Raw genomic sequence first — 19,609 nt, 5'->3', positions numbered from 1 at the left:
GAATTTTTAACTAGCCCTTTAAGGAGCCGGCTGTCATCTGCATAAAGGATCGGTTGGCAAAGATATAAGCAATAAGAATGGGAAGAATAGACAGACAGGCACCTGCCATCATGAAGTGGGTCTGAGAAGCGGCCGCTATACCGTATTTCAAATTAGCAAGACCGACGGTGAGTGTCTGCAGCTCGGGTTTACTGAGCGTAAACACAAAAGGAAGCAGATATTCATTCCACGCACCTCGAAAAGCAAACAACGCGCAAACGCCAAGTCCCGGAGTAAGCAAAGGAATAACGATTCTCCAAAACGTTCGTCCAAGTGAGCACCCATCAATCCGAGCTGCTTCATCCAGTTCTTTCGGAATCCCGTTCATAAAACTGAGTAAGATAAAAAATGCAGAAGCATGAGCACTAATTAAGATCAGAATTACACCCCACAGCGATTCGTGTAAATGAATCTTTACCATGAGGTCAAATTGAGGACGCAATACGACTGCCCCTATGGCTACAAACATCGTAAACGCTTGAAGGCCGACATATAATTTTTTACCGATAAACTCCATCCGGTTTACTACATAGGCCGCCATCGAAGCTACCAATAAGGTGCCGATCGTTGTGACACTGGCAACGAATAGGCTGTTCAGCGTGTATGTAGAAAAATTGGCATGAACCCATGCTTCAAGATAGTTCTCAAACTGCCAGTCAGACGGAAGAAAAGTGGCTCCGGCGGTAAGTTCAGCATTCGTTTTAAAAGAACCAAGGAAGGTGATTACAACGGGGAACAGCGTCAGAAATGCGACCAAAATTAAAAACGTCCACAATATAGTGTTCCATACAATTTTCATGAACGTCCCCCTATTCATACTGGTTCATTCTTTTTGAACCATAGAAGTAAAGTATCGTTATCATGCCAACGATCACCGCTGTAACAAAAGCGACTGCGCTGCCATAGCCAAACTCCTGAATTTGAGTGGATGCTGTTGAACCTGCTGGCGGGAAAAATAATTTGTACACATATAAGAACATGACATTCGTTTTTCCAATTGGACCCCCATCGGTCAGTACCATGATACTTTCAAAGCCTTTTAACGCATTAATGATAGCCAGCATAATGATCATCTGCATGACGGGTCCCAGCATGGGAATGGTAATGTATCGGAATTGCTGAAATTTGTTTGCCCCATCCAGTGCAGAGCTTTCGTAAACATCATTAGGTATGTTCTGAAGCCCTGCCAAAAATAAAAGCATGTAATTCCCAACGGCCCCCCAGACGGATACGATAATAATGGTTAACATCGCAAAATCGACACCGAGCCAATCGATGGCACTCTTAACGAGACCAAACTTCATCAGAAACTGATTGAGGATCCCATTATAGGAATTAAATATGGTAAAAAATACGACAGCCATTACGGATGTACTTATAATGGTCGGCATAAAAAAGATGGCTCGAAGCAGGTTTCTTCCTTTAATGTTCCAGTTCAGAATAACTGCCAGGATCAGAGCAAGCGGAATGGATATCAGAAGTTTGCCTCCGGCATAGATAAACGTGTTGGTTACAGATTCCCAGAATTGCTGGTCCATTATGACACGTTCGAAATTAGCCAGTCCCACAAATTTCTCGGTTCCATACCCCTTATAATCATAAAACATATATCTCATAGCCCACATAATAGGGTAGATGCCCAGGACCACGGTTAGAATAAAGCTCGGCAACAGAAAGCTGTATGAAAAAGCAACACCCTTTGCTCTATTCATATCCTCTCAACTCCTTGCATTACAATAAAATTTAGAAAGGGATGGAGCGTGAACCATCCCCATAAGAAAAAAGTTATTCTTCAGCATATTGTCCGGCTAGGTCGAGAGGATTAAAATCTGCCATCGGCTCCGCCTTTACTTCCCCACTGGCTATAGCGCTATCTAAGGCGGCGTTATAGCGTGTATTCAAATCATTAATAATGGCATCCAGATCTCCGCCACTTAGCATATATTTGAAAAAAGCGTCATCAGACTTCGTTCCCTGCACGGCAACCGTCGGGTATACCGGCCAGACACCGTCATATTTGTTAGGCAGGAATCCGTCAATTCCATTCACTTCAGGCTTCGCAGCAACCGCACTAACCGAAGGAACCATTGATATCCCAAACCCTTTTTCCTGGTACTGTTGAAGGATAGATTCGTCATACATGTACGTTAGAAATTTCCATGCCGCTTCTTTATGTTCCGACTCCGAGCTAATGGCCAGCCATTGTCCTCCTAAGAAACCTGACGCGCCATTAAATTGACCGTCAATGGAAGGAACAGGTGCTGCTGCCCAGTCAATCTTTGCAGGAAATTGGGATTGGTACACTCCTGCCTCAGCGGAAAAGGATAAGTACATTCCAATCTTTCCTTCCGCGAATTGAGCACGCAGTGGATCGATATCTAGAGATTCAACCCCCGGAAGCATACTCCCATCGTCCTTCATTTTTTTAAATGCTTCTATGATTGGCTTGAATCCGGTGAAGTCATAGCGAGCCGTTTTGAAATCATATCCAAAGCCTCCATAACCGCTCACCTCGGCAATCACGCGCGCAGAACGACCGAACGCACTAGATGGATTCTTGAAATTTTGGGCGAAGCCATAAGCACCACTTTCTTTCCCCACTTCCGTTATTTTCTTTGCCGTCTCCACTAACTCATCCAACGTGGTAGGTGGTTGTTCAATACCCGCTTTGGCGAAAAGCTCTTTGTTATAGATCAATCGCATCGTTGTACCGTAATTCGGCAGGCTGTAGCGCTGTCCATCGAAGCTGTTCAGATCCTCCATCAATGGGAATTTCTCCTTTATATCATCTGTTAGAAACTCGTCGATGGGGGCAATAAATCCCTTTTTATGGAAGGTCTGAATGGTGTTCTCTTTCACGCGAATCACATCAGGCGGATCTGAGGTCTGAAAGGACATATCCAGCGCTTGATCAAAATCGTCACCCTTGATAACGAGTTCAACCTCGATGTTATCTTCATTCGTTTGGTTGAACGTATCGATGACCTCTTTAACGAATTCAGAATCATGACGATCTCCCGTCCAATAAGTGATCTTTGTCTTACTATTGGTCTCAGAATCCGATCCCTGCTCCTCAGAGCTCGGGCTGCTGCAAGCGGCAAGACTTCCGGCAAGCAGCATACAACACATCGCAAATACGAAAGATTTATTTTTCTTCTTCATCCATAGAACCTCCCTTTTATGAGCGAAATATCGTTGTTGCTCTCTCAGTATAAAGGCATCTTCTTACTCACATAATGCGGGTAACCACACATTAAGGGCAGGTTTTATATTCAAACTGGCCCTTCTCGCAAAGCAAGCCTTGTATCCATAAACGGAAACAAGGCTTGCTATATCTACTGTTCTATAGGTGGAGTAACTCTCCCTGTGCTATACAACTTGAATTCTGATGGAGTCATATTGGTATGCTTCTTGAATACCTCGCTGAAATAGCGTCGATGCTCATACCCCAGCTCCTGAGCGATCTCCTGTACCTGATAATCATTTATTAACATCTCTTTCGCTTTTTCCATACGCTGATGCATCACGAATTGCTGAAAAGTGATATTCAGCACCTTTTTAAAAAGATTTGAAAAATAGCCGGGACTTATATTAAACTGCTTGGAACAAATATCGAGCGTCAAGTTTTTATGTAAATTAGAACATATAAATTCCTTAGCCTGATAGATTAATTTAGTGGATTCATCTGAACGTTCCTCTTCAATCCAGGAACAGGCTTCAAGACATATTTCTTTAACCGTTTCCCGTAAGATTTGGAACGATACCAAGCCTGAACGCTTAACCGCATTCCATTTTTCTTCAAGCCTCTTTACCCGATCCTGTGAGAATTGCTCTGACATGACCCTGCATATTTTGGATGAGAGCTCATAGCATATATTTTCGACCTGCTGCGGCTTAGGAAGTGGATCCAGCTGTAAGATATCATTAAAAATTTGCTCCAGAATGAGTCGGCACTTCTCCTGATGCCCGGAACGCAGCGCAAATAGTAATTCTTGCTCGGTCGATTCCGTGTAACTCCAGAAGGTCTTCTCGTCATCCGAACGGTAACTGTTCACTCCATTAGCGTAGAAATGGTATTCTAAAGCATTCAGAGCTGTCTCATATGAATTTGGCAATTCATCAATAGAAGTCACGCACATGCCAATTCCAATGGAAATGGTGGAATGTGTGAATTGGTACATGTTCTTCTGACAGGCTCCCGCTATTTGTTCTGCGACCTTCATTTCTTCGCAATTGAACAAGCATACAAATCGGTTCAAGGCTTCACTAAAAACAATTCCCTCGGTAAAACCTTTAATCGTCTCCTCTAATATGTTTCGAAGACTGAATCGAATCAACTCTACTTCCCTTGCAGGTTGATCTTTATATTTGCCCATGAATCGATCCATTTCCACGATAAACAGATTGAAGAATCGAGGCTTTAACGTAATACCAAGAGATTGCCATCTTAGATAAGCTGCAGATGAATTTGTATGATGATGAACCAGCAATGACAAGTATTCTTGCTGCAATACCGGTAAACTTGTAAACATATTCTGCTTCAATTCCATGACCTGGCTTTGCTTCTGCCGATCTTCTAAATAAGCTGACTTTGCTTTCAATACGACCTGAACAATTTCATCTATTGAAAAAGGTTTCTTGATGAAATCAAATGCGCCTAGACGAATAGCCTGTCTCGTATAAGAAAAATCGGTGTACGCACTGAGAATGACAATCTTAGTAGAAGGGGAATATTCTAGAATCTCTTGTGTCATGGCAAGACCATCTTTTTTCGGCATCCGGATGTCCGTCAGTACGATATCTGGCTTCATTTCCTTAACCAATTGAATGCCTTCTTCACCGTCCAGCGCCGTACCTATTACCTCAATATGGAATTCCTCCCAAGGAGGCTTTCGTGCGATCATTTCTACCACACTTCGAATATCATCAATGATGCATAACCGAATTAATGAATGCTGTTTCATCATGATTCAACCCTTCCTTCATCGGAATCCATATTTCAGTCCTTGATCCTGAACCAATAATGCTGGTCAGTTTGATCTTGGCATCTTCACCATAAAAGAGCTGGAGCCTGTTAACGAGGTTATTCAAGGCATAACCCTTTTTAGAAACGGGCTCTTCCAGCATACGCTTGCTCACTTCATCTGCATTCATCCCTATCCCGTTATCTTCTATGATTAGATAGATCAGATGGTTTTGTCTACTAACATGTAAGTCAATTCGCCCCCCACAACGTATCTCCTTAAAGCCATGCTGTATGCTGTTTTCGACGATGGGTTGTAGAAGAATTTTGGGCAAGAGACAGCTAAGTAATGATTCGTCTGTTACAGTAAGTTCATACTCAAACAATCCTTCATAACATTTCTGTTGAATCAGGCAATATTGTTTCACATGCAGCAATTCATCCTCCAGTGTGTTCCAATCTTTGCCCCCGCTTAATCCTAACTGGAACATCTGGGACAAGGACAAGATCATTTCATTGACCTCATCGTTTTCGCCTAATACTGACTTGCAATATATCGTATTTAGAGTGTTGTATAAAAAGTGCGGTTCCATCTGTGCAGTCAAAGCTCTCATCTCCGCCTGACGTTTTGCCGATTCGATCCGTCTTACATCACTGATAAGCCGATTAATTTCATCCAGCATGCGGTTGAATTGGTAACCTACCTGTGCTACTTCGTCATGAGAACGGCTCTTAAACCGGACATTAAGACGGTTGTCTTCGACCTCCCTCATGAGTCGTTGGAGTTTATATAACGGATTAAGCAAAATTGTGGTTAATTTTGTGGATATAATCCAGGTGACTAGCAGAAAAAACAACATAATAAAGAAGGTGGTACGTTTTACGCTATTCATTTGCTTAAGCAGCGTATCCTTCTGCTGGATACCGAATAGGCTCCAGTCTTCTACTATAGAGGATCTTGCATAGTTCACAAGATAATCGGTATGATCAAATTGATGAAAAAAAGCACCTTCATTTCGTTCAGAAACATTGTGCAAGAAAGGGATGTCCTCCATAAGATTATGGCGGGATGACCACGCTGTCCGAATCACTTCCTCACCTTTGGCATCGATGATAAAATAATCGCTGTCATCATTCGCAGAATGTTGGTTCACGGTTCCAATCAATTGGCTTTCGTTCACATTCACGACAATGAATACATTGCTGTTTGTTACATTCTCCAGCGTTCCCTTCGTAATAAAAGAAAGAGTACGACTATCTCCAGTAAAAAACTTGTCGATATGCCCCTTAATCCAAACTCCGCCGTAGTTCTCTTTGACATCGTAATACATACTCGACTCATAAAAGGACTGTACCTGAGATCGACGCTGTGACACGGGATAGAAATCCCCGATTGGCGTAGCAATAAGAATGCTTTCAATCAGAGGTTCATTAAAGGAAACCTGTGAAAAAACATACTGAAGCTCGGACAAATGAACATAATAATTCGAAATGTCGTTGCTCTGTACATCCAGCATCATTTCTTTAAAAGCGTAACTAAACATAAGGGAACGGACAGAATTAGAAATCCCAGCCAGCTTATCGTCAAGAATTTGGATCGTTTTGTTGACCGTCTCCTGTCTCGATTCAAAGGCATTTCTCTGAAGCTCCTTAGAAGCAATCCCATACGTGATCATGCCAGATACCCCTATTGCAAGCGCTATCATAACTAGGAAGGACACACGAACTCTTTGTTTAAAAGAAACACTATGCAGACGTTCACCCAACTTTTCGATCAATCGCTCCAACTTTAGTCGCCTTATCAAATATCGATCAGCCTCTCTAATTCAATAGTCCTAGCATGACTAAGCTAATTGAAAAGAAGAAATTTTACAAGAAGATTTTTTATTTGTAGGAATGAAATGGACCCCGAATTAACAACAAAGAAGCAAATCATTTAAATGACTTGCCTCCTAGTGCACAAATATCTAATTTTAGCAAAGTAATGCTTAATCTCATTTCCAATAACACAAATTTACTCTGTCATTCAGATTATGCTTAACTGCCTTGATCTAACCCTAAAATTTTCTCACATAATACATCCACAATACAGAAAATACGATCAAACAAAGAATAAGCAAGCTAGCAAATATATTAGTGATTAATCAATCACAAATATTCATAGTTTATTTCTTATTCTGCAATTCGCGAATAGTTGCGGTAATTCCAATCTCCGGTTTGGTTGATGAGAAGCTTCCGATACGACGCTTATACTTCTCACCGCTTAAGCGCAGTGGCTCTTCTGTTAAGTACAGCATTTCCACAACCTCCTTCATAACCGGGACGAATAAGCCTAACAGTGACAAACCAATTCTGCCTAGCGCAATGACGGGCTTTTTAGTGCCGCTTGCCTGTTGTGCGATACGGACAATCTCATGGCCAGTTATGATATCCGAGCCTGGTATATTCCAGTTCTCCCCATAGGCATGCTCATTTCTCGCAAGCTCAACAATCATATGGGCTGCATCAGGCAGATACACATATTCGCGGGGAGTTCTCATATTACCTATGAAAAAGGACATTTTTCCATTTGCAATCGCTTCGAGTGTTCCACCTAAATAGGAAGCCTGATTGGCAGTTGGTCCATAATAATCAGGAAGGCGCACAATCATCGGACGCGCCTTTTTCCATCTGCTGCTAAAGACCATTTGCTCAAAGGCAAGACGAACCTTTCCCTTCTTCGTATGAGGTTGTTTAGGATGCTCTTCAGTTACGAAATCCATCTGTCTTCTTCCATAAGGGTAGATCCCATCTACGACAACGACCTTCATACTAAGTCGATCAGCTGCCTCCATAATAGATTCACCCAGAGGAATCAGCTTACTTGCCATCTCGTTGTAAGGGACATTCGCGCAATGGAACAGGACATCTGCATCTTGCACCGCAGCCACAATCTCATCCGGCCGACATGCGTCTCCAACTGCCAGCGACAAATGAGCGGGATTGCCATGTCTGATGGCAATCTCCTTCAGCTTTGTGTTAGATCTCCCGAATGCAATTGTCGGCACCCCACGCTTCACCAGCTCAGACACAATAACAGCACCCGTACCGCCGGTTGCACCGATTACTATCGCTTTTTTCATACTTCGTCATCTCCCAAATTAGTTTGTGATTGATCAATTACTTATTCAATAACCAAACTATATCACCCAGTTAGTGATTGGTCAATAACTAAGTTTCAAATTATGGCTTTCGCCATATCACACCCCTCTATCGATAAGCTCTGGCATATCGAGAGCCCACGAAATATTGCAGAGCATTCCTCTCGCCAGAAACAAAAAGGTTCGTTCCCCTGGATTCGATAGCCCTTTCTGGCGAAAAGCATCCAGTACAATTCGATGCACTTCCCGAAACCCATTGCGCATGGCTTCCCGAATAGGCTCTTCTCGCATTGTCTGGGCTTGCATTTGCAAGTAGGTTTCATTCGTATGTGCAGATAGAATCTCCTTATACGCCTCAATCAGATCACTTTCTAATTCCTCTGGGCCAGCTGCGGTTTCCACGACCTGCTTAAACGATTGTTGGATCCTTTCCCACGAAAGCTCCAGTGCGCTGAGTAACAACGCTTCCTTTGTTGCAAAAAAACGAAACACATAAGGCTGGGAAATATTTGCCCGCTCTGCAACCTGTGCTGTCGTTGCACGGTAATATCCAGTTTCCGCAAAGACCTCAATTGCTGCCGATATGATTTCGGCTTTACGGTTCACGCTTTTCTTCTCATCTCTTGCCATACTTCCTACACCTCTTTTTTAATTAGTAACTAATCAATAACAAAATATCAGTAAAGTATAGCTTATATAAGTTATACTTGCAATCAAGCAGTTGCATTGAAAAAACAGCCGATTAATCCAGCTGTTTCCTTAGAGTTACAACATCTAATTCTTGATGGAGATGACGGCTTTTCCTTTTAACCGGCCTTCTCCAATATCGCGAAACGCCTGAGCTGCTTCACTCAGTGGGTACTCCTGATCTATAACCGGCAAGACCTGTCCTAATTCGACAAGTTCCTTCCACACCTGCTGGTCTCCGTTGTTTGGTTTGTGGATGAGCAGCATCATTTTCTTTTTTTCCAGCCTAGAAACGAAGGGGCCGAGCAATAAATTTTGGAAGATGCGTAACATAGTCCCCCCGATCATAACATATCGTCCACCCTTTTTTAGGGTGCGCTTTAAGGCAAATGTGGAGCGATTTCCGACGACATCAAGTATCAAATCGTATTTGTGTCCTCTTGCAGTAAAGTCCTCTCTGGAGTAATCCAACACATGATCCGCGCCTAAAGCTTGCAGCATCTCCAGCTTCTCAGCCAAGTCAACTGCCGTCACTTCTGCACCGTGCAATTTGGCATATTGAATGGCGAATGTCCCTACTCCGCCACCGGCGCCATTAATGAGCACACGTTGTCCTTGCTTTATATCTCCTTTATCACGCAGACCTTGCAGAGCTAGAACCGCTGCCTGTGGGATAGCGGCTGCCTGGGCAAAGCTGATTGCAGCAGGCTTTGGTGTTAAGGCATTTTCGTTCGCACAAACATACTCCGCAAATCCTCCCCAGCCACAACTAGAAAGATCGCCAAACACCTCATCTCCTCGTTTAAATCTGGTAACATCCGCGCCCACTGCGATTACCATTCCTGCTACGTCTGCGCCAAGAATTCGGTAACGAGGCTGCCGAAATGCACCGATACGGTTTGCGAATGGTTTTCCGCGAAGAAGATCCCAATCCCAGGAATTTACCGAGGTCGCATAGACTTCAATCAAGACTTCATTACCCTTGGGTACGGGGACTGCTACTTCTTCTAAACGGAGAACTTCTGGTGTTCCGTAGGTATCGTACACCAAAGCATTCATGGAGGAGGGACCCTGCTTGCCGGACAATCCATTGTTATCCATTCTTTCTCTCATCATCATTCTCCATTCGATCACACCAAAGAGTTCACTTTCAAACGTCTCATACGCTGTAAAAATTTAGAAGTTTCAAATTCAATTTATTCCGATATTAAATGATGTATTCTATCCTGTTATTGATCACAAGGAGCAACTAAAACAGGAAAAATATTGAAGCTAAATTTCGCTTTATTGATTCTTCACCCTTATGATATGAAAGGGGCCTATCCGAAATGTTTGGCATATTAGGTATATCTGCTCTTTCGTTTGTGCTTGTGGCACTCTGTGCTCCCGTACTCATATGGGGATTACGCAATCTGAAGCTAACGCAGCCCATTCGATTCGAGTTACCCCCTGATCATCAAGCTAAGCAAGGGACTCCACTGATGGCTGGTCTCATTTTACTTATCGGAGTCGTCATATCTTTACAATCTTCTCCTACACCATTGATGATCTTTATGTGCGTTACGTTTCTCTTATTCAGCTTTATTGGGTTTATCGATGATTTCAAAAAGGCAGTATGGCAAGATCCATCAGGCATCTCCGGACGAACCAAGCTTATGTTTCAATTCGCATTTACCTTTATTCTGCTAATTATTCTATTTCATTCATTTAATTTGTCGAGCGATATTTCATTATTAAATGGTTTTAGAATACACCTCCCCGTTTACGTATACATAATGATCATGTCACTATTTGTGGTTGGATCAGCGAATGCGATTAATTTTACTGATGGTCTGGACGGACTGTTAATCAATGTTGCTCTCCCTAGTTACTTTTTCTTTTTTTTGATTTCGGACAAGCAGGAAGTTCAAATATTCACCCTCGTAATGATAAGCTGTTTGCTCGGATTATTTTTCTATAATATTTATCCTGCCAAAGCTTTCATGGGGGATACCGGATCGTTAGCAATCGGTGGTTCGCTCTCTATCTTAGCTGTTATGGAGAAGGTAGAAATATTAATCCCTATTCTATTTTTCGTATATCTGACTGAACAAATTTCGGTCATCCTGCAAGTCTGGTACTTTAAACGCACAAAATTACGTCTTTTTAAGATGGCCCCTATTCATTATCATTTCAGCTTGAAATATGGCTGGAGCGAGAATAAGATTGTCATCGTATTTGGCTTTATTTCTTGGGCGTCCGCTCTTATCTGCTGGTTTATTTGGAAATATGCTCTCTAGGCAATGTCGCACCAAAAAAGTAACCGCAGCTAAATTTAGAGCCGCGGTTACATCCGGTAGTGTGGAACTGATGGTTCACACCAACATTTAATCTCCAATTCTTTTTGAAAAACGTTTATCGTTGACTGTTCATCTCCGTGATCCAATCCTCTATAGCATTAACTACTTCTTGTCGTTGCTCCTCCTCATCAATAGCTGGATCATTATCCCCTTTTTGCTTCCCATAGGATCCGAATTGTCCATGGTTGCCTCCTTCTACACTGACATAAGAAGTATGTGCAGGCAGATTGGTTTTGGAGCTTTCCCACACTTCTCTATTTAGGACTCCATCCGATGTACCTGTAATTTGCAGCGCAGATAGATCTGTATCTTTTAATGAACCCGTCTCATCAGCATAAGAAGCCAAGAAAAACACACCCTCAAGCTCCTCAGTATGCTCAGCAGCATATCTGGCTGCAAAAGAACCACCTAAGGAGTGCCCCCCAATAACGAACGATTCGTCCGGGTATTCCTTAAGGAAGGAGTCAGCTTTGTTTTGACCGAAAATGGCCAGGTTCAGGGGCATGTCAGCAATGTATGTGCGATGTCCTAGTTTAGCTAGTTCTCTCGCAAAAGGCGAGTAGCTTTCGGGTTCAACTAACCCTCCTGGATAAAAAATAATATTAGGTTCCTTAATATTTCCCATTTCAGGCTCAAATTTGAAGCCTCCTTTAACTTCTGTTACTTTCACCTGGCTATCGCTCTGAAAAGCTAGCTCTGCTTGCTGGGTAGGATTATAGGTTATCGAATTAAGATACACCCATAGACCAATAATACCAATCACCAAGATTAAGCATCCCCATAATAATATTTTTTTCCATTTACTTCTTTTTGTTTTTTTTGTCAAAGTTAAAACTCCTTATCAATGAAATGTTAAACTGCAGGCTTGGCTAGTCTCCAAACGATATAGCTCATGTATGATAACAGGCCAAAAAGTACCGCTATACTTGTCATATGAGCGAGCACAACAAACATATACACTTCAGGACGATCCATGGTAAGCATTAATCCGCCCCGGAAAGAACTTGAAACAGAATAAGAGTAAGTGCGCTATTCCCTAAGATTCTCAGTTCTCTATTATTCTTATACTCATGCAATTCCCACTCCTCCTGATAGTTCTGGCAATAATGTTCCATTACACAGCGGAAATCAGAGAGCATACGCCTGCTAAATACCACCAAGAGCGCAACCATTGCTCCTTGAATACTTACAAATATTAACGTGAGCAGCGCAAAAAATTGTAAGTCTCTCCGCTTTTGGCTGTACAAAAGAATTAATACGAGTGTAGCTGCTGATAAAATACCCGCTCGCTTTTTTCTTGACATTGAATTGCTGATACATTTCTAGTAAATTATATTTACCGTTAAGTATAATTACAAGGTTCACTGCACGATTCATTTGTTCAAATAGACTATTTGTCATAAAATATTCACGGAGGTTATGTTGATGAATATCGATATTCAACGTTCACCAGGAAGACCCAAACAAGCTGAACATGAGTTATCCATACAAGAAGTTATACTTCAAACGGCTGCACAGCTGTTTATGAGTCATGGTTATGAGCCCGTGTCGCTCCAGCAAATTTCTAAAGCTTGCAATGTGACCAAACCGACCATTTACTATCATTTCACCAGCAAAGCTGAACTTTTTAAGGTTGCGGTTACGACTATGTTCAAGAATGTACATCAACATACGTCAGGATTATTAAGAGATGCAGAGCATCTGGAAGAAGGATTACTAAAGGTTGCAGAAGCAAGATTAGCCAATCCCCATGCGGAAATAGAGACGCTTCTTAGAGAAGCAGAGAAGTTTCTGAGTGAGGAACAGATCCAGAAGATTAGAGAAGCTGAAAATCAAATTTACGAGGAATTAGCTGACTATTTTCGAGAGGCGATGGAACGTAATATACTTCGAAAAAATAATCCAATGCTACTGGCTCAAACTTTCTCTACCATGATGGTTATAGGTAATAAAAATGAGACTTACTCTGCCAATTTAGGCAAGGAGATCGTGGAAATCTTCTTGCGCGGTACGTTATTGGGATCACCCGCCTCCATGTAAGCTTGACGAGTGTAGTATACAACATAAAAACCCCCATCATTCAACAAGAGAAATCTAAATTACCCGATTTCTTTCTAACCTTGTTTACTAGTGGGGGTTCTTATGTATTATATTAAACGCTATTACGTTAATATAATATTGAATTCAAATACTGTATGCTTCTTGCTCCTCCCGGTGATCCAGCTCATCCAATACCAAAGTACGCAGCTCAGTAAAGGAACGGCTGGTTCGTTTACGTGGATAGGGTAGATCAATCGGCACGATCGCCTTGATTCGACCTGGACGCCGGTCCATCACGACCACCCTGGTGGACAAGAATACCGCTTCATCAATATCATGGGTGACGAGAACCATCGCAGTCTTATTGGTCTGCCATATATCGAGCAGCGCCTCCTGCATATGGCCTCTTGTAAAAGCATCCAGTGCACCAAACGGCTCGTCGAGCAGCATGACCTCCGGATTTCTGAGCAGTGCCCGTGCAATGGCAACCCGCTGTGACATCCCACCCGAGAGTTCTCTTGGAAATGCCTTTTCAAAACCTTTCAATTTAACCAGTTCAATCAACGCGTCGACTCGGCTTCGAACTTCCGGATCTTTTAGTGATAAATCCGCTGCAATGTTCTGCTCTACACTGAGCCACGGAAACAGCCTGTGCTCCTGAAAGATAAAGCCTTTTTCCTGAGATGGACGATCTACCCGCTTCCCTTTGAGAAATACATCCCCTTCGTAATCGGTATCAAGGCCTGCAACAATTTTGAGCAGTGTGCTCTTCCCACAGCCGCTCGGCCCAATAATGGTCGTGAAGTCCCCTTCCTTCACTGTAAGATTGATCTCATCCAGCACATGATTAGAGCCTTGGTCTCCTCTAAAGGTTTTATTCACTGCGTTCACTTCGAGAATTGATCTTCGTTCTTCGGACATATTGGCTCCCCCATTCTTAGTGAAAAATAAAAAAGAGACTCGGCTCACCTTCTGAAAAAAAGGGGTGCAGCCGAATCTCTGGTCGTTCCAGTCGATTCACACATATCGATTTAAATTACCGTTAAGAAATCCAAATCATTCGTTGTTGTGGCTCATCTTAGCAGAGCTGGGAGGATATTGTCAATACCCGATTAAACAGGTAGAATTACATTAGTAAGTAAAAAAGACTAAACTAAACCGCGAAAAAATCTTACATATTTTAGAAAAATACAGGTTGACAGTTTGCGATACTTGCTGATAAGATTTGGTCCATCACACACTGAACTATAAATCAGTCTGTAAGCGATGAACGGATCAACTGGACGACCAGAGATTCGGATACGAGGGATGTAATCCATCTTCTTCGTGTCTGACTTCTCTGGCGTCTTTTTTTCGTTCTAAAGTCCACTAAAAACGTAGGAATACTATAATTGAGGAGGCTAATATCCATGAGTCAAACCACTTATCTGTCACGTGATTACGCACCTGTCCGGGAATTTAAAGCAGGAGCGAGACATTTGAACCGACTTGCAGAAGGATTAGAGGATCGTCCTTATACCTTGTTCACATTAAAACCGCTTGGGCCGATTATTGGAGCAGAAATCGAAGGTGTTGACCTTGGAAAGCCGCTGACTCCTGAAATCAAGGCCGAAATTCATCGCGCATTTCTGGAGTGGAAAGTGTTGTTCTTCCGGAACCAGCACATTACGAGCGAACAGCAGGTGGCTTTTGCCAAAGAGTGGGGAGAACTTGAGAAGCATCCTTTCCTCCCCCGTGGAAGCTCAGAAGAAATTACGCGGTTTGAGAAAAACGCAAATATGACTGGCAATGAAAATGTTTGGCATGCAGATGTGACCTGGCGTATTGACCCTGCCCTTGGCTCTGTGCTTCGATTATCCGAAGTCCCTCCCTTCGGCGGTGACACGATATGGGCGGATATGGGAGCAGCTTATGACAACCTTCCAGATGAAATAAAAGAAAGAATCAACGGGCTTACTGCCATACATGATTTTACGACGACGTTCGGACGCTTTATGCCGCCGGAGATCCTTGCTGCAAAACAGGAAGAGTTTCCTGCTGCAGAGCATCCCATCGTGCGGACTCATCCCGAAACGGGGCGCAAGACACTATTTGTTAATGGCGCCTTCACCATCCGGATTGTCGGACTTGAGGAGGAAGAGAGCGAGAAGCTTCTTAATTACCTGTTCCGTCAGGCTCACATTCCAGAATATCAGGTTCGTTTCCATTGGGAAGCCAATTCCGTCGCACTATGGGATAACAGGGCAACCCAGCATTATGCTGTCTCTGATTATTACCCGCATCGCAGGGTGGCAGAGCGCGTATCTATTGCTGGTGATCGGCCGTTCTAATTCGTATATAAAAAAAAGATCGGTTCTTAATGAATCGATCTTTTTTTATAAGTCTTATGCAGGCCGCCGATTCATCTGTTAATCTCTCTTTGTTTCAGATAAGCTCGGTATCCGTTCATACAAGTCAGCAACATCACAACCGATAGTATAGGCGATGGATATCGCCATTTTGAGGGGCATCACTCTTTTGTTTTCGATAAAGTCGTATACTCGTTCCGGTTTAATCAGCAGCTCTTTAGCCAGCCATTCCACAGACCTATCGGATACCATTAATCGTTCATTGAGTAAGCAACGCCCAAGTTCAAATTTCAAGAGTTGAACTCCTCTCAATAATTTTTACCTTAAGGGTTGTCCATTACCAGCATGTATATACTCACTGACTATCGTTTGAATACAAAGTTTGTTCTGCAACCTGAGCTAACTCTTCTGCTTTGACACTGATCTCTTGAATCGTAGCCGTAAATTCTTGAATGGTACCTGATTGGGTATCAGCAAGTGTATGAATATCGGAAAAAGCTTGGTTTAAACGCAGCAGCAGTTCTTGGATATTTTGTGTGATACCATTAATTTGATCTACGTTACTCTTGGAGCTCGTAGCCAGCTTCCTAATCTCTCCGGCAACAACCGAAAAGCCTCTTCCCACTTCACCAGCTCGAGCAGCTTCGATAGCAGCATTCAGACCAAGCAGGTTACTTTGATCCGAAATCTCCTTAACTACGGCCGAGATCTTGCCAATCTGCTGAGCACTTGAACTTATGTCTTGCATTTGTGCAGTCATGCCTGTCACACGATCATTAAGATGAGTCACAGCACGACTAATATCCTCAATTGAGGCCGTAGACTCCTCGACAATGGCGGAGAAGCTCTCCGCCATCTCAAACAGCTTGCTCGCTTTCTCAAGACTAGTCCCCATACCAATTCCACCAATCACTCTGCCTTCTTCGTCATGCAGTGGAATCGCTCTAGCCGCTAGAGGAAACCCAAACAGCTCCTTTGGTACAATCGCGGATAAAGCCGTATTATTTCGAATGGCATTGGTTACAATATCCCCTTCCATTAAAGGGTCTCCCGGGCTTACATTAAGAGAGAAAGTCTTCCCCGGAATATTAATGATCAGCTTCTCTGTATCATAGATTCCAATGGTAATGTCATCATTTGAGAGGCTATTCAAGAATGGAGCTACTGTTATAAATGATTTGATAAGATCGTGCTGTGTGTTGGGTTCCATTGATGTATTCATCTTCTTCTCTCCTTGTTCTTAATACGGAAATTTCCGCTGTCCATAGATAACCGAAATCCACTTCATCGTCGTAAATTCATCCAGACTCCATGCTCCATTCATACGACCTAACCCGGATTGCTTCTCTCCACCAAACGCAATGATGGGCTCATCGTTTATCGTAATATCATTGACATGGATCATGCCGGTATGCACTTTTTTCGCCAGCTCTACCCCCCGCTCCAGGTTGGAAGTGTGGACTGCACCGCTAAGTCCAAATCTCGTATCGTTTGCGATATCAATGGCTTCTTCTTCTGTTTCAAAAGGAATGATGGAGACAACCGGACCAAACAGCTCATCTTGAGCAACGATCATCTCAGGATTGACATCAATGAGAATCGTCGGCTCTACCATTCTTCCTGATATCTTGCCTTGCAGGAGAGGAACGGCTCCTTCCTCAATTCCCTTCGCAATAAGCTTCTCAAGTGTTTCTGCCTGGCGTCTATTAATGACAGGACCAATGACCGTCTCTGGATCGCTAGGATCCCCCACCTTAAGCGCAGCTACTTTTTCTTTAAACATGCTGATAAATTGTTCATATATTGATTTTTGTACGAGAATACGATTGGCACACATACAGATTTGACCTTGATGTGTAAATCTGCTGAAAGTTGCCGCTTGAACTGCATAATCAAGATCAGCATCCTCTAGTATGATGAATGCACTATTTCCACCCAGCTCCAGAAGAGGCTTCTTATAGTTCTTGACTGCCAGCTGGCCAATATAGCTACCGACCTGAGTTGATCCCGTAAAGGAAATAATTCTAGGAATCGGATGCTCGACAAACGCATCTCCAATTTCCTTAATATCAGTAACAACAACATTTAATAGACCTTTTGGAATACCTGCTTCCTCGAAGATCTTGCCAATCAGTGTACCACCTGTAATCGGTGTATCCTCATGCGGCTTTAACACCACACCATTTCCCGCACCGAGGGCAGGCGCAACAGATTTCATGGATAAGAAGAACGGGAAATTAAATGGACTGATAACCCCAACCACTCCAGCAGGAATTCGATATAGACGATTTTCTTTGCCATCTTCTGTAGATGGAAGAATCTTTCCTTCCATGCGGAGCGGGAAGGTAGCCGCTTCCTTTATCATATTCTTAACAAGACCAATCTCAAACGCGGCCTTCATCCGAGTACCACCCAGCTCTTGAATGATAAGGGATGTAATCTCATCTTCATTTGCTTCTATGTATGTAACAGCTTTCTCCAGAATATCGCGTTTCTTGTAAGGATTAACCTTGTCCCATTCGAGCTTGGCTTTATGAGCTGATTTGTATGCTTCATCAATATCATTTACGCTGGCTATTTGAAAAGTCGTGATAATCTCATCATTATATGGATTGATATCATGCAGCACTTTCTCGCTGGATCCCTCTCTCCAGTCACCACCTATAAATTGTTTCCCTAGTTCTATGTAGTTCATATGCTTCCTCCTCTAATTATCGATTGCTTCAGATGATCAAATATAATATCGTCAAAATACTTGTGTTGAATAAGATCGTTTTGCACCAATGTTGGCAAAAACAGGGATTACCAATGATATTTAGTGCTTAATGCCTATATTGGAGAAAGGTTATCATGCGATCGTTCATTTAAACACGTAAAATAAATGAACGAAAAACACCTGCAATCAAGCCCTTTCATTCAATTAACGATTTTGATGCTAAGGAGATCACCGGATTCACACAAATGCTGAACATAATTAACACTTCATTTAAATTTCATCAATGGAGACATTATAAAGGAGCGTACTACGGCCGCTATAGCGGCCGTAGTACGCTCTGAGATGTCACCGATCTTGCGTTTCTGACTTAGATAACCAACTATACTGCAGTTAAGATAATAGGCTGATTCTTGGTAATAATGATAGTATGCTCGTGCTGTGCTACAAAGCTATTGTCAGGGACACCTAATGTCCAGCCGTCTAGCTGCTCAACGGCATATCCTGCGCCTGTAGATAGAAAAGGCTCGATCGTTATAACCATACCCTCTTTCAATACGCGTTTATCATGTTTGTTGTAGAAGGGCAGAATTTCAGTCGGAGACTCATGCAGTGATTTTCCAATACCATGACTGCACAGATTTTTAATGATGTTGTATCCGCCTTTTTTAGCCTCGATTTCAATAATCCTTCCAATTTCGTTCAATTTTACTCCGTGCTTCAGTGAAGAGATTACTTTCATCATTGTCTGATGTGTGTATTGGCACAACTGCATTAATGACGGCTCATATGGAGGAATCAAAAAAGATTGCCCCGCATCCGCATAATAACCCCCCGCTTCTGCAGAAACATCGATGTTGATTAGATCGCCTGGCTGAATAATTCGGTTACCTGGTATTCCATGAGCCACTTCGTGGTTAACACTAATACAGGTATTTCCAGGGAAATCATAAGTGATCTTTGGTGCCGATACAGCACCATACCTGCCCAGAATCTGCCCTCCAATTTCGTCAAGCTCCTTTGTTGTCATTCCTGCACGTGCCTGATTTTTCATTTCTTTGATCGTCAAGGCAACAATCCTCCCTATTTCCTTCAGACCTTCAATATCATTTTGCGATCCTATTGTCATCTAAGCCCCTCCATTTAACTAATGTATCTAATGTACCACATCTATCAGTTATTTAAATATTTGTGGATAATCGGGCTATTCCCTTTATAAATCTTTGAAAATAGCGGCAGCACTGGTGGACGCTGCTGGATCAAACGGTCAATCTCAAGGATGCTGTCTATAATGCCTGTCACCCACTGCTCGTCTGTTCGTTGCTTTTATATAAGGTTTC

General features: G+C 42.7%; 17 protein-coding genes. 3 read left to right on the top strand and 14 right to left on the bottom strand.

Going from position 1 to position 19,609, the window contains the following annotated elements; genetic code table 11:
• Positions 1-10: 10 nt before the first annotated feature.
• The 8 genes from BK126_RS17980 to BK126_RS17945 form a co-directional block, all read right to left on the bottom strand.
• Positions 11-838, bottom strand: coding sequence for a carbohydrate ABC transporter permease (locus BK126_RS17980; RefSeq protein ID WP_076313913.1), 828 nt, complete (start codon positions 836-838; stop codon positions 11-13).
• Positions 839-848: 10 nt separating this feature from the next.
• On the bottom strand, positions 849-1,751 hold the full coding sequence (locus BK126_RS17975; RefSeq protein ID WP_076313912.1) for a carbohydrate ABC transporter permease: 903 nt from the start codon (positions 1,749-1,751) through the stop codon (positions 849-851).
• 73 nt (positions 1,752-1,824) lie between these two features.
• A complete protein-coding gene (locus BK126_RS17970) occupies positions 1,825-3,201 on the bottom strand; it encodes an ABC transporter substrate-binding protein (RefSeq protein WP_076313911.1) in 1,377 nt (458 codons plus the stop codon).
• Positions 3,202-3,374: 173 nt separating this feature from the next.
• Positions 3,375-5,006, bottom strand: coding sequence for a response regulator transcription factor (locus BK126_RS17965; protein ID WP_076313910.1), 1,632 nt, complete (start codon positions 5,004-5,006; stop codon positions 3,375-3,377).
• Positions 4,966-6,678: a sensor histidine kinase gene (locus tag BK126_RS17960; protein ID WP_256702909.1), complete on the bottom strand. Its 1,713-nt coding sequence runs from the start codon at positions 6,676-6,678 to the stop codon at positions 4,966-4,968. The genes BK126_RS17965 and BK126_RS17960 overlap by 41 nt, the downstream gene beginning before the upstream one ends.
• A 489-nt stretch (positions 6,679-7,167) precedes the next feature.
• Positions 7,168-8,124 (bottom strand): NAD-dependent epimerase/dehydratase family protein, encoded by a 957-nt coding sequence (locus tag BK126_RS17955; protein ID WP_076313908.1) that lies wholly within the window; start codon positions 8,122-8,124, stop codon positions 7,168-7,170.
• Between the two features lie 117 nt (positions 8,125-8,241).
• Positions 8,242-8,772 (bottom strand): TetR/AcrR family transcriptional regulator, encoded by a 531-nt coding sequence (locus tag BK126_RS17950; RefSeq protein ID WP_076313907.1) that lies wholly within the window; start codon positions 8,770-8,772, stop codon positions 8,242-8,244.
• Between the two features lie 144 nt (positions 8,773-8,916).
• Positions 8,917-9,930 (bottom strand): NAD(P)-dependent alcohol dehydrogenase, encoded by a 1,014-nt coding sequence (locus tag BK126_RS17945; protein WP_076314109.1) that lies wholly within the window; start codon positions 9,928-9,930, stop codon positions 8,917-8,919.
• 227 nt (positions 9,931-10,157) lie between these two features.
• Here BK126_RS17945 and BK126_RS17940 point away from each other — a divergent pair, with 227 nt between their 5' ends.
• Positions 10,158-11,108: a phospho-N-acetylmuramoyl-pentapeptide-transferase gene (locus BK126_RS17940; protein WP_076313906.1), complete on the top strand. Its 951-nt coding sequence runs from the start codon at positions 10,158-10,160 to the stop codon at positions 11,106-11,108.
• Positions 11,109-11,223: 115 nt separating this feature from the next.
• On the opposite strand, the gene BK126_RS17935 is transcribed toward BK126_RS17940, so the two are convergent.
• Positions 11,224-11,994: an alpha/beta fold hydrolase gene (locus tag BK126_RS17935; RefSeq protein ID WP_076313905.1), complete on the bottom strand. Its 771-nt coding sequence runs from the start codon at positions 11,992-11,994 to the stop codon at positions 11,224-11,226.
• A gap of 599 nt (positions 11,995-12,593) precedes the next feature.
• Between BK126_RS17935 and BK126_RS17930 the strand changes: the two genes are divergently transcribed.
• Positions 12,594-13,208 (top strand): TetR/AcrR family transcriptional regulator, encoded by a 615-nt coding sequence (locus BK126_RS17930; protein ID WP_076313904.1) that lies wholly within the window; start codon positions 12,594-12,596, stop codon positions 13,206-13,208.
• A 144-nt stretch (positions 13,209-13,352) separates the two neighbouring features.
• On the opposite strand, the gene BK126_RS17925 is transcribed toward BK126_RS17930, so the two are convergent.
• Positions 13,353-14,129, bottom strand: coding sequence for an ABC transporter ATP-binding protein (locus tag BK126_RS17925; RefSeq protein ID WP_076313903.1), 777 nt, complete (start codon positions 14,127-14,129; stop codon positions 13,353-13,355).
• Positions 14,130-14,617: 488 nt separating this feature from the next.
• On the opposite strand from BK126_RS17925, the gene BK126_RS17920 reads away from it, so the two are divergent.
• Positions 14,618-15,538, top strand: a complete 921-nt coding sequence (locus tag BK126_RS17920; protein ID WP_076313902.1) for a TauD/TfdA dioxygenase family protein — start codon at positions 14,618-14,620, stop codon at positions 15,536-15,538.
• 78 nt (positions 15,539-15,616) lie between these two features.
• Here BK126_RS17920 and BK126_RS17915 read toward each other — a convergent pair whose 3' ends face one another.
• The 4 genes from BK126_RS17915 to map form a co-directional block, all read right to left on the bottom strand.
• On the bottom strand, positions 15,617-15,850 hold the full coding sequence (locus tag BK126_RS17915; RefSeq protein WP_076313901.1) for a transcriptional regulator: 234 nt from the start codon (positions 15,848-15,850) through the stop codon (positions 15,617-15,619).
• Between the two features lie 61 nt (positions 15,851-15,911).
• Positions 15,912-16,778, bottom strand: a complete 867-nt coding sequence (locus BK126_RS17910) for a methyl-accepting chemotaxis protein (RefSeq protein ID WP_076313900.1) — start codon at positions 16,776-16,778, stop codon at positions 15,912-15,914.
• Between the two features lie 18 nt (positions 16,779-16,796).
• Positions 16,797-18,251, bottom strand: a complete 1,455-nt coding sequence (yfmT, locus tag BK126_RS17905) for a benzaldehyde dehydrogenase (protein WP_076313899.1) — start codon at positions 18,249-18,251, stop codon at positions 16,797-16,799.
• A 400-nt stretch (positions 18,252-18,651) separates the two neighbouring features.
• Positions 18,652-19,398, bottom strand: a complete 747-nt coding sequence (gene map / locus BK126_RS17900) for a type I methionyl aminopeptidase (protein ID WP_076313898.1) — start codon at positions 19,396-19,398, stop codon at positions 18,652-18,654.
• Positions 19,399-19,609: the final 211 nt, after the last annotated feature.

This window comes from Paenibacillus sp. FSL H7-0326 (genome assembly GCF_001955535.1).
Classification (GTDB): Bacteria; Bacillota; Bacilli; order Paenibacillales; family Paenibacillaceae; genus Paenibacillus; species Paenibacillus shunpengii.
Note: the sequence above shows the minus strand (reverse complement) of the source record. Positions and strands in the feature narration are given on the sequence as shown.